Raw genomic sequence first — 10,613 nt, forward strand, 5'->3', positions numbered from 1 at the left:
GCCGCGACCGCGAAGGTCACCGCGTCCAGGAGGGCGACGGGCCCGCCGCCGTACGCGGCGAAGAGCCCCGCCGCGACCAGCGGGGCGATCAGCTTCATCGACTCGTTCGCCGTCATCCGCAGCCCGTTGAACGTGCCGAGCCGATCCTCGTCGACCACGCTCGCCATCAGGGCCTGCTCCGCCGCGTCGTGGACGGAGCCCTGCGCCCCGTAGAGGACGAGGACCGCGAAGAGCAGCCACACCCGGTCCGCCGACTCCACCCACAGCAGGAGCGGCAGCAGGCACGCCATCGCCAGGTTCAGGACGACCAGGAGCGGTCTGCGCCGCACCCGGTCGGCGAGCGTGCCGAGCAGCGGCCCGAGGAGCACGGGCGCCCACAGGGCGAAGGAGGCCAGGGCCGCCAGGCTGTCCGAGCCCGTGAGGGACTTGACCCAGATCCCGGAGACCAGCCACATCGCCGTCGTGCCGAATCCGGACACGACGACACCTGTCAGATACCAATACCAACGCATGGCCGAAGGCTGGCGTCTGAGGCGGTCCGCGGGGATCGGTCAGATGCCCTAGGAATCAGGGCCGGCGGCCCCTGCGCCACCCCGTCACATCCGGCGATCGCCCTGGTCGGGCGGTGTTCCGGCGCCGCGGGGCGCCGGACCCGCGGTAGCCCGCAGCGCGGCGCGCGCCGCCGCGCACAGCTCGTCGTCCTCCGGTACGGACCGCCAGCCGCCGTGCTCCACCGGCCGCTCGTCCGCGTCGAGGAACGCCCGGAGCACGGGCACGGCGGGCGCGGCCGCCGGGCCGATCCGGCCGAGCAGCCGGACCGTCTCCGTGACCGCCCGGGTGGCGCCCCCGCCGGTGTACGGCTCGACCGCCGCCACCAGCACCGGCACGACCTCTTCCGCCCTCCCGGTGATCCGCCACAGCGCCTCGCCCACCCGCACCGGCACCCATCCCGTCGCCTCGGAGCGCAGCAGCTCGCGCAGCCGGTCCGCGTACGGGGCACCCGCCGGGCCCAGCTCGCCGAGCACGATCGCCGTGTGGTCGTTCCCGTACGGCTCGTCGAGCCGCGGCAGGTACAGCGCCAGCGCGGGCCCCCGGTCGCCGGTGAGCCTGCCGTACGCACGGGCCAGGGCACGTGCCGCGAAGGGCAGGCCCTCCGGCGGGGCGTCGATCAGGGCCCGCAGCCGGTCCCGGTCCACGGCCGCGGCCGCCTCCGGGCCGATCGCGGCGAGCGCCTCGGCCGCCCACACGGCGCCGTCGGTCTCGAGAAGGCCGCACAGCTCGGGGACCGCGGGAGCGGCGGCCGGGCCCCAGGCCGTCAGGACCTGGGCCAGCGCCCGCGCCTCGTCGACCGACCGTACGGCGGCGAGCCGGGTCCGCAGCGGAGGCAGCAGCACGCGCGCGTGGGCGGCGAGCGGGCCGAGGGTCTCGCTGAGGCTCAGCTCGTGCGTCCACCAGCCCTCGGAGTGGACCGAGAAGTACCCGAAGCCCAGCCGTTCCCCGCCGAGGCGGCGCGCGAGCGGGGCGGCGCAGCGCGGGTCGCCGGTCCGGGACAGCGCCCACAGGGCGTGGTCCTGCGCGGGCAGGTACGGCTCGCCCTCGTCGTCGGTCATGGCGGCCAGCCGGTCCGCCCAGGGCAGTGCGGCGGTCCCGCACATGCCGAGCACCCGGGCGGCGAACAGCCGGTTGTCGGGTTCGGGGTCGTCGAGCAGTTCCGCCGCGGTCGGCAGCAGGAGGGGGACGGCCGAGCGCCGGCGGCTCAGCTCCCCGGCGGCCGCCTCCAGGGCCTCGCGCCGGGTCGACGCGGTGGGGTGCCCGAGCAGCCGGGTGAGGTGCCCGGTCCGCTCCGCCAGGGTCCCGCCGAGCAGCTTCACCGCCTCGGCCACCCGGTACCCCCCGAGGTCGCCGCCCGCGAGCACCTCGTCCACCACGCGCGCGTGGTGCCCGGGGGCGCCGGCGACCCGCAGGGCGGCCACGGCCCGAAGACGCTCCCCGGGGCCCGCGTCCGGGGCCGTCAGCCCGCGGAGCCGGGCGAGCGTCGGCTCCCGCTCCCGGTCCGCGTGGCCGGCCAGCTCGCCCGCCGCGTCCACGAGCGCGCCCAGGACCTCCGGCACGGTCTCCCGGGCGTGCCGCGTCCACAGGGCGGCGAGGGCCTCGTCGGCCCGCCCGTGGGCCTCTTCGAGGGCGCCGACGGCCGCCGTCCGTACCTCCGGCTCGGGGTCGTGGAGCAGCGGCAGCAGGCCTGGGACCGCCGTGTCCCAGGCCTCGGCCCAGCCGGGCGCGATCCAGCGGGGCTCGACCCGGTTGCCCTCGGCGGCGACGCAGGCGACCAGGTCGACCAGGTCGATCCGTACCGGCGCGTCGACGGAGGGGTCGGTGGCCGCGCGGACGAGGAAAGGGAGGGCGGCGACGGCGGCCGACGCGACGCAGCCACCCTGGTGGTGCACGCTCATGTACAGCGTGTCGGCCGCGTCGGCGGCCTCGTCCGGCCGGTACAGGGCGCGCAGCAGCCCCGGGACGTCCGCCGCAGGACCGTACGCGTGACGGTGGGACGCCCAGTCGACGTCGTCGAGCCCGGCGAGCGGGTCGGGCCCGCCCGGATGCCGTTCGCTCACGCCCGCGCCTCCGTCCGTACGGCCGCCCGCTTCTCGTACCGCAGCGCGACCCCCGTCACCACCGCGCCGAGCCCCTCCCACAGGCCCACGCCGAGGAAGCCGGCCGGGGCGCGGCCGGTGACGACCGCCAGGGTGAAGACCGTGAAGGTGAGCAGCCGGAAGGGGACCGTCCAGCGGAAGAAGGGCTTCCAGTCGGCGAGGGCGGCCAGGACGTAGTAGACGCCCATGTTGAGCGCGGCCATCGAGGAGGCCGTCAGGAAGACCAGGGTGTGGTCCCCGTCGGCGCGCCCGCCCGCGGGCACCGGCTCGAAGCCCATGACGGTGAGCAGGGCGTCAGGGGCGACCAGGCCCACCACCCCCAGGGCGGCGGCGAGCACGCCGAAGACCGCCATGGTCCAGCCGGACAGGGAACGGGGCAGGCGCACGGCGGTCCTCCGCGAGGTGAGTGCAGGGTCAGCGGATCGAATACGCGCTCGGTTCACGAGCGTGACCCTGCATATCGTGCGACGGGGACCCGCGGCCAATCGGTCCCCGTCTCACGTCACTTCACTTCAGCGCGGCTTCCATCATCTTCTGCGCCACCGGGGCCGCCAGGCCGTTGCCGCTGACCTCGGAGCGGGCCGCGCCCGAGTCCTCGATCATGACCGCGACGGCGACCTGCTTCCCGGTCGAGGCGTCCTTGGCGTACGAGGTGAACCAGGCGTACGGCGTCTTGCTGTTGTTCTCGCCGTGCTGCGCGGTGCCGGTCTTGCCGCCGACCTCGGCGCCGTCCACGGCCGCGTTGGTGCCGGTGCCCTTCTCCACCACGGTGACCATCGCGCTCCGCAGCTGCTCGGCCGTCGAGGAGGAGACGATCCGCTCGGTGTCGCCGTCCTCGTACGAGGTCAGCGCGTCGCCGTCGGAGTCGACGACCTCCGAGACCATGTGCGGGGCGGCGAGCAGGCCGTCGTTGGCGATCGCGGCCGACACCATGGCCATCTGCAGCGGGGTGGCGGTCACGTCGAACTGGCCGATGCCGGTCAGCGCCGTCTGCGCCTTGTCCATGCCGGAGGGGTACACGCTCGCGTAGGCGCGGACCGGGACGTCCAGCTCGGCGTCGTTGAAGCCGAACTTCTCCGCCATCGCCCTCACCTTGTCCTGCCCCAGGTCGGCGGCCATCTTGCCGAAGACGTTGTTGCAGGAGTAGCGGAGCGCGGTGCGGATCGTGGCGTTCTCACAGGGCGCGGAGGCGTTCTCGTTCCTCAGCACGGTCCGGGTGCCCGGCAGGGTGTACGGGTCGGGGCTCTTCGTCGCCGTGTCGACGGAGCCGTACAGGCCGTCCTCCAGGGCGGCGGCCGCGACGACCAGCTTGAAGGTGGAGCCGGGCGGGAGCGGCTGCCGGAGCGCGCGGTTCACCAGCGGCTTGTCCTCGTCGGCCATCAGCTGCTTCCAGACGTCGCCGTCGTTCGTCCCGGAGATCTTCGACGGGTCGTAGGACGGGGTGGAGACCATGGCGAGGATTCGGCCGGTCGCCGGGTCGACGGCGACGGCCGCGCCCTTCTTGCTCCCGAGCGCCCGGTAGGCGGCCTTCTGCACGTCCGGGTCGATCGTGGTGACGACCGTGCCCGGCTGCTGCTGCTTGCGGGTGACGGCGTCCAGGGGGTTCTTCAGCCGGTCGTCGGTGCCGTCGAGGACATGGGAGTAGATGCCCTCCAGCTGGGTGGCTCCGTACGCCTGCGAGCTGTAGCCGGTGACCGCCGCGTACAGCTCGCCGTCCGTGTACGTGCGCTTGTACGCGAGGTCCGATCCCTCCGTCCTCTTCGAGCCGGTGACCGGGGAACCGGCCACGACGATGTTCCCGAGCGGCTGCGCGTACTGCGCGATGGTCTTCCGCCGGTTCTTCGAGTCGTCCGCGAGCGCCTTGCCTTCGTACGCCTGCACCCAGGTGGCCCGCCCGAGGAGGGCGAGCACCAGGACCAGGACGAAGACCGACGTGTGCCTGATCGTCTTGTTCATCGCACTGGTGGGGACGAACGGGCCGGTGCCGGACGTTCCGGATGTGGCCCGTTTCTCAGCCAACCTTCATGTCCGAGCATCGTGTGATCATGTTGAGGCCCTGGGGAGGGGCCCGAGACGTACGGGATGAGGAGCCGGTGTGAGCAGGGGGGGAGCAGGACGGTTCGTCCGTGCCGGACGAGGTGTGGGAGGAGTTCCTCCGGACCTCCGTCGAGGGCGCGGGCGACGCGCCGAAGGAGCCGTCCGCGCGGGCCCGCGAGGTCGCCGGCCGGCTGCGGGCCGAGCCCGCGGAACCGACTCCGTGGCGCGCGCACGTGCCCGCCCGGCGGCCCCGGCGGCGCAAGGGCCGGTACGTGGCGGGGTTCGTGGCCTGCCTCGTGCTGCTCGTCGTGGCCCTGGACCCGGGCGGGTTCGTCGGCTGGTCCGGCGGCGACGGCGATCCGGCCGGGAAGCCCCTCGCGCAGGAGTCGGAGCGGCCGGACCAGGCACCGCCCGCCGAGCCGGGCGGGCGGCCCACCCTCGACGAGCCCTTCCGGGGCTCCCCGGCGGCCCGCTGGGCGAACGGCACGGCCGGCATCACCGTGCCCCCTGCCGAGGCGACCGGCTGGATGACGAAGGCCGAGGTGGAGCGCGCGCTCGCGCGGACCCGCGACTTCCTCGCCGCGTCCGGCCTGGATCCGGCGGTGCTGCGCGGCGGACGCCCGGAGAGGGCGATCGCCCTGATGAACCCGCACCAGAAGGACGTCACGACCTTCGTCACGACCTCCCTGGCCACCCCCGGCAAGGACCACGACCCGCTGCTGCTCTTCAGCCGCTTCGACCCGGCGCAGGCGCGCCCGGTCGGGGACGTGGTGAAGACCCGCGGCCGGATGAGCTTCCGGGAGGGGCGGCTCGGGGCCCTGGAGGTGACCGCCGACGTCACGTACGTGTACCCGGTCGCGCCGGCCGGCGGCGGCGACGAGGTCGTGCGCGTGATCGTCCGGCGGGAGACCGTGGTGAGCTGGGACGACCCGTCGAAGGTGATCACCGAGAAGGGCACCTTCAGCCTCCTGTCGTACAAGACCGACATGACGAACGGCGGCTGTGACGACGTCACCGGCTATTTCCGGCCGGAGTTCGGCGGGGGAGGGGCGGCCGCCGGCACGGGCGGCGAGACGATCGACCCGTACGACCGGACGGGGCCGATCGCGGAGGGCGGTGGCGGCTGCGCGACGGCTACGCGCTCCTGAGGCGGCGGGGGCGCCGCCCGGCCGGGCGCGGGCCCGCACGGTGGGCGGGCCTGGTCAGCCCGCTCCCGCGAAGCCCGACTCGTACGCCAGGATCACCGCCTGCGTCCGATCCCGCGCCCCCAGCTTCGACAGAACCGCCGCCACATGCGTCTTCACCGTCGCCGGCCCCACCCCCATCCGGGCGGCGATCTCCGCGTTCGTGAGGCCCGTCGTCACCAGGCGGAGCACCTCCGCCTCCCGTTCGGTGAGCCGTGCCACCCAGGGCGGCGCCACCGGCGGCCGGCGGCGGGCGTGTTCGGCGGCCAGGCCCCGTACCGCCGCCGGGTAGAGCAGCGAGTCGCTCCGCGCGACAAGCCGGACCGCGCTCACCAGTTCCTCCGCCGCCGCCCGCTTCAGCAGGAAGCCGGCCGCGCCGACGCGCAGCGCGTCGTACACGTAGGAGTCGTTCTCGAAGGTGGTCACCACCACGATCCGCGGCGGCTCCGCCATCCCGGCGAGGATCTGCTCGGTGGCCCGGATCCCGTCGATCTCCGGCATCCGCACGTCCATGAGGACGACGTCCGGCCGCTCGGCCCGCACCACCGACACCGCCTCGGCGCCGGTGGACGCCTCGCCGACGACCTCCAGGTCGGGCTCCGCGTCCAGGATGACCCGCAGGGCCGTCCTGACCATCCGCTCGTCGTCGGCGAGGACGATCCTGATCGCCGGGGCGCTCACCGGGGGATCCTCGCCGTGAGGCGCCAGGCGCCGTCCGCCGGACCCGCCTCGGCGGTGCCGCCGAGCAGCCGGGCCCGCTCGGCGATCCCGCGCAGGCCCCGCCCGCCGTCGGGCCGGGTGACCGGGGGCCGGTCGGGCAGGGGGTTCTCCATGGTGATCTCCAACTCCTCGGTACGGGCGTCGAGCCGTACGGTGACGGGCGCGCCGCCCGCGTGCCGGGCCGCGTTCGTCAGCCCTTCCTGGACGATCCGGTACGCCTCCCGGGACAGCGCCTCCGGTACGGAGCCCAGCGCCCCGTCCACCGTGAGCGCCACCCGCGGGCCTGCGCCCCGCACCAGGGCCTCCAGGGCGTCGAGCCCCGGACCGGGGCCGTGCTCCGGTGTGTCGTCGTTCCTCAACAGGCCGAGAACCCAGTCCAGTTCGCCGACCGTGCGCCGGGTGGTCTCCTCGATCGCGGTCAGCGCCTCCCGTACGAACTCCAGGTCGGCCTTGTCGCCGTCCAGGACCCGGCGGGCCGCGCCCGCCTGGAGGGTGACCGCGCTCAGCGCGTGGCCGACCGAGTCGTGCAGTTCACGGGCGAGCCGGTTGCGGGACTCGGCCTCGGCGGCGCGCCGTTCGGCCGCCGCGAGCCGGTCCGCCGGGCTGGGCCCGAGCAGCCGGGGCGCCTGCCGGGCGAGCAGGGCGCCGGTCGCGGCGGCGACGGCGGCGAGCCCGAGCAGCATCAGCAGGCCCGCCGGGATCGCGGCCCAGACCCACCAGGGCCGGTCGAGACCCCAGTACCGGCCGAGTTCGGAGTCCCGGAGCCCCGGCGAGAACGGCAGCGCCATGACGGCGACCGCGAACGGCGGCAGGGCGAGCGTCGCCCCGCTGATCAGCGCCCCGGCGCCCAGGTGGAGGGTGAACCAGCCGGCCGTCCGGACCCTGGCCTCCCGTCCGCGCGCCGGTCCGTCCGCGAACCGGTCCGCCGCCACCCCGCACAGGGCCCGCGCCGCCGCCACCGACATCGGCCGGGCCAGCGGGAAGAGCGCGACGACGGCGGCGAGCGGCAACCCCACCGCGTACGCCCCGAACTGCACCCCCAGGCTGCCGCCGAACAAGCCGCCGCCGCCGAGCAGCGGCCCCATGACGAGGGTGCCGACCATCCAGAACGGCATGAACAGCGCGCCGCCCAGGATCAGATGGAGCCAGCGCAGCCTGGCCCGCTGCCCGAACAGGGCCGCAACCGGTCTCACGCCCCGGCGCTCCGCCGCCGGAGGAACAGTGCCACGCACGCGGCGAGAAGGAACCCGGTGATCATGTCGCCAGCGTAGGACAGCTGTACGAGCCCGGGGACGTGCTTCGACGGATCCGGATCGGGCAGCAGCGCGACGAGCGACAGGTAGGCGCCCCAGCAGCCCACGGCGCCCGAGGCCGTCCAGGCCAGGGCGAGCGTGGTGCGGACCCGGAGCCGGGCGGGCCGGCGCAGCGCCAGGAAGAGGGTGAAGGCGACGGCGACGGCGACGAAGAGGAACCGGTTGGCCTCCAGGACGTAGTCGTCGGAGTCGCGTTCGGCGATCAGCCGGGCGGACAGGCCCGTGGTCGAACCGGCCGCCCACAGCACATGGAGCGTGGCGGGCACGAGGGCGACGACCGCGCCGGCCACGGCGAGGGCCCGCGTCCCGAGCCCGGACGCGCGGGCGGAGAGCTCGCCGAGCCGGCCCTGCCACAGGGGGCTCCAGCGGTCCCGGGCGTACAGGACGAAAAGGGTGCCGAGGGCGAGGCCCTGGAGGATGAACCCGCCGTAGACGACGCCGAAGACCCACTCGTCCAGGAAGGGTTCGGCGGGTGCGGCGGCCTTCTCGTCGCCGGTGACGAGGGCGACCGCGAGCTGCGCCGGGTAGCCGGCCATGATCGGGGCGAGCAGCCCGGTCGCCGCCCACATGGGGAGGGCGAGCAGCCACGCGGGGAACCGTCGGCCCCAGGCCTGGGTGAGCAGCAGGGCGAGGACGACGACGAGGACGTCGGCGACCACCGAGACGGAGTTGGCGATCACCATCATCTGCCGGTGCTCCAGGAGCACGCTCCCGGCCGGGATGCCGATCCGGCTGCCCGCCACCCAGGCGACCTTGAGCGAGATGTACGGGAGGCAGGCGAGGATCGCGAGGACGCGCAGCGCCCGGCGGGCGGCGCTCGGACGGTGGTCGGCGGCGGGCGCCGGGGCGGGGAGGTGCGCGGTTTCTGTCATGGCTCCACGCTCCCGCGCGGGCCCCGGCCGGCACCTCCTGCCGAACGGTGAACCGCCTCCGCCGCACGGGGGAGGAGCCCCTCCTCCCCCGTGCGTGAATTGACCCGTGTTTCCGACGGTCAATTGCCCCTGCTCGGAAGGTCAATGGCCTCCTAGGGTGGTGATCATGAACGAGATCGAGACCTTCGCCCCGCTCCTCACCCGCGCCGCCACCGCCGAGACCACCGCCGACCCGAGCAGTGTGATGACCCTCCTCGCCGACTCCGACACCACCGGCGGGCAGCTCACCAGCTACCGCTCCTCGTTCGCGAAGGGCGCGGTCGGCGCCCCGGCGCACTTCCACACCAAGGCCTCGGAGATGTTCTTCGTGCTCGGCGGCTCGCTGCAGGTCCTGGTCGGCGAGGAGCTGACCGTCCTGGAGCAGGGCGACTTCCTCCTCGTCCCGCCGCACACCCCGCACGCCTTCGCGGCGGCGCCCGGCGCCGAGGCCGACGTCCTCTTCGTCTTCACGCCGGGCATGGCCCGCTTCGACTACCTGCGCCTCCTCGGCCGCGTCATGCGGGGCGAGGCGGGCGTCGAGGAGATCAAGGCCTCCTCGGAGCGGTACGACAACCACTACGTCGACAGCCCGGTCTGGCGGAAGGCCCTCGCCGACCGCGCCTGAGCGCGCGCCTCACGGGCGGCGGGTCGCAGGCGTCGGTCGGTCCCGTGCGTCACAGGCGGCGGGTCGCCAGGGTCAGCCGGTCCCGCGCGTCGAACAGCGCGTCCTTGATCATCCGTTCGTGGGCCGGGGTGAGCCGTGCCACCGGCACCGAGCAGCTGATCGCGTCCCGCGCCGGAGTCCGGTAGGGGACCGCGACGCCGAAGCAGCGCAGCCCCAGGGTGTTCTCCTCGCGGTCCACCGCGTAGCCCTGCTCGCGGACGGCGTGCAGCTCCTCGATGAGCTTCTCGCGGTCGGTGATCGTGTGCTCGGTCAGCGCCGGGAGCGTCTCCGGGAGCAGCTTGCGCACCTGCTCGTCGCTGTGGGTGGCGAGCAGCGCCTTGCCCAGCGCGGTCGAGTGCGCGGGCAGCCGGCGCCCGACCCGGGCGAACGGCCGCAGATAGTGCTGGGACTGACGGGTCGCCAGGTAGACGACGTTGGTGTCGTCGAGGCGCGCGAGGTGGATGGTCTCGGTGGTGTCGTCGGAGAGCCGGTCGAGGGTGGGCCGGGAGGCGGCCACCACCTCGTCGCCGTCGATGTACGAGGTGCCGACGAGCAGCGCCCGCACCCCGATCCCGTACCGCGTGCCCGTCGCGTCCGTCTCCACCCAGCCCAGCTCGACGAGGGTGCGCAGCAGCATGTACAGGCTGGACTTGGGGTAGCCGACGGCCTCCTGGACGGTGGCGAGCGAGTGCATCCCGGGGCGGCCCGCGAAGTACTCGAGCAGTTCCACGGTCCGCACCGCGGACTTCACCTGTGCCCCACCCGCGTCGGCAGTCCCCACGCCCTCACCCCTTTTGTGTTGTCCGGCCGCCCACCGGGCGCCCGGCCGGACGGGGCCCTTGTGGAGACGGCCGGGCCGTCAATAGAGTCCCCACCAGACGCGTTCATCCATGAGAACCGCGTTCAGAATAGCGAACAGGGGCGTGGCGGTGGCGGCAGAACCAGTGTGGAGTGTGGACCCCAGGACGGGGAAGCCGCGCGAGCAGGTCGCGGTGGAGGCCACAGCCGACGAGGTCGACCGTGCCGTCAGATCCGCGCAGGCCACCCGCGAGGCACTCGCCGACCGGGAGCTGCGGGCCGCCTTCCTCCGTACCGCCGCCGACCTCCTCGACGCCTCCGGCGAGCACGTCGTC

The 10,613-nt window shown here is 74.5% G+C and carries 10 protein-coding genes and 1 pseudogene; 3 read left to right on the top strand and 8 right to left on the bottom strand.

What is annotated here, in order from left to right; all coding sequences use genetic code 11:
• From CCN56_RS34445 to CCN56_RS34460, 4 genes are all read right to left on the bottom strand, one after another.
• Nucleotides 1-512 (bottom strand): MFS transporter (locus CCN56_RS34445; protein ID WP_256962329.1); only part of this gene is annotated, 512 nt, incomplete at its 3' end.
• 84 nt (nucleotides 513-596) lie between these two features.
• Nucleotides 597-2,612, bottom strand: a complete 2,016-nt coding sequence (locus CCN56_RS34450) for a hypothetical protein (protein WP_086831740.1) — start codon at nucleotides 2,610-2,612, stop codon at nucleotides 597-599.
• Nucleotides 2,609-3,004, bottom strand: a complete 396-nt coding sequence (locus CCN56_RS34455) for a hypothetical protein (RefSeq protein WP_086831746.1) — start codon at nucleotides 3,002-3,004, stop codon at nucleotides 2,609-2,611. Before CCN56_RS34455 ends, CCN56_RS34450 begins: the two co-directional genes overlap by 4 nt.
• 154 nt (nucleotides 3,005-3,158) lie before the next feature.
• Nucleotides 3,159-4,607, bottom strand: a complete 1,449-nt coding sequence (locus CCN56_RS34460; protein ID WP_086831741.1) for a penicillin-binding protein 2 — start codon at nucleotides 4,605-4,607, stop codon at nucleotides 3,159-3,161.
• Between the two features lie 170 nt (nucleotides 4,608-4,777).
• On the opposite strand from CCN56_RS34460, the gene CCN56_RS34465 reads away from it, so the two are divergent.
• Complete coding sequence (locus tag CCN56_RS34465) at nucleotides 4,778-5,836, top strand: hypothetical protein (protein ID WP_086831742.1); 1,059 nt, start codon at nucleotides 4,778-4,780, stop codon at nucleotides 5,834-5,836.
• Between the two features lie 54 nt (nucleotides 5,837-5,890).
• Here the strand turns inward: CCN56_RS34465 and CCN56_RS34470 are convergent, their stop codons facing one another.
• Genes CCN56_RS34470 through CCN56_RS34480 form a run of 3 tightly spaced genes read right to left on the bottom strand, consistent with a single transcriptional unit; the run spans nucleotide 5,891 to nucleotide 8,777 of the window.
• The gene (locus CCN56_RS34470; protein WP_373412936.1) at nucleotides 5,891-6,508 is read right to left on the bottom strand and encodes a response regulator; all 618 of its coding nucleotides are present in this window, start codon (nucleotides 6,506-6,508) and stop codon (nucleotides 5,891-5,893) included.
• A gap of 41 nt (nucleotides 6,509-6,549) precedes the next feature.
• Complete coding sequence (locus CCN56_RS34475; RefSeq protein WP_086831743.1) at nucleotides 6,550-7,785, bottom strand: sensor histidine kinase; 1,236 nt, start codon at nucleotides 7,783-7,785, stop codon at nucleotides 6,550-6,552.
• Nucleotides 7,782-8,777, bottom strand: coding sequence for a hypothetical protein (locus CCN56_RS34480; RefSeq protein WP_086831744.1), 996 nt, complete (start codon nucleotides 8,775-8,777; stop codon nucleotides 7,782-7,784). The genes CCN56_RS34475 and CCN56_RS34480 overlap by 4 nt, the downstream gene beginning before the upstream one ends.
• A 166-nt stretch (nucleotides 8,778-8,943) precedes the next feature.
• Here CCN56_RS34480 and CCN56_RS34485 point away from each other — a divergent pair, with 166 nt between their 5' ends.
• Nucleotides 8,944-9,441: a cupin domain-containing protein gene (locus CCN56_RS34485; RefSeq protein ID WP_086831748.1), complete on the top strand. Its 498-nt coding sequence runs from the start codon at nucleotides 8,944-8,946 to the stop codon at nucleotides 9,439-9,441.
• A 49-nt stretch (nucleotides 9,442-9,490) separates the two neighbouring features.
• Here the strand turns inward: CCN56_RS34485 and CCN56_RS34490 are convergent, their stop codons facing one another.
• Nucleotides 9,491-10,261, bottom strand: a complete 771-nt coding sequence (locus tag CCN56_RS34490; RefSeq protein WP_086831745.1) for an IclR family transcriptional regulator — start codon at nucleotides 10,259-10,261, stop codon at nucleotides 9,491-9,493.
• A gap of 148 nt (nucleotides 10,262-10,409) precedes the next feature.
• Between CCN56_RS34490 and CCN56_RS34495 the strand changes: the two are divergent.
• Nucleotides 10,410-10,613 (top strand): annotated as a pseudogene (locus CCN56_RS34495) (aldehyde dehydrogenase family protein); the annotation flags it as partial.

This window comes from Streptomyces sp. NRRL B-24572, from assembly GCF_002156145.1.
GTDB classification, from domain to species: domain Bacteria; phylum Actinomycetota; class Actinomycetes; order Streptomycetales; family Streptomycetaceae; genus Streptomyces; species Streptomyces vietnamensis.

Excerpts from the sequence above, each read along its gene's own strand:
- CCN56_RS34455 (WP_086831746.1), bottom strand. The coding sequence starts at position 3,004 with ATGGCGGTCTTCGGCGTGCTCGCCGCCGCCCTGGGGGTGGTGGGCCTG.
- CCN56_RS34480 (WP_086831744.1), bottom strand. The coding sequence starts at position 8,777 with ATGACAGAAACCGCGCACCTCCCCGCCCCGGCGCCCGCCGCCGACCAC.
- CCN56_RS34460 (WP_086831741.1), bottom strand. The coding sequence starts at position 4,607 with ATGAACAAGACGATCAGGCACACGTCGGTCTTCGTCCTGGTCCTGGTG.
- CCN56_RS34470 (WP_373412936.1), bottom strand. The coding sequence starts at position 6,508 with ATGGTCAGGACGGCCCTGCGGGTCATCCTGGACGCGGAGCCCGACCTG.
- CCN56_RS34485 (WP_086831748.1), top strand. The coding sequence starts at position 8,944 with ATGAACGAGATCGAGACCTTCGCCCCGCTCCTCACCCGCGCCGCCACC.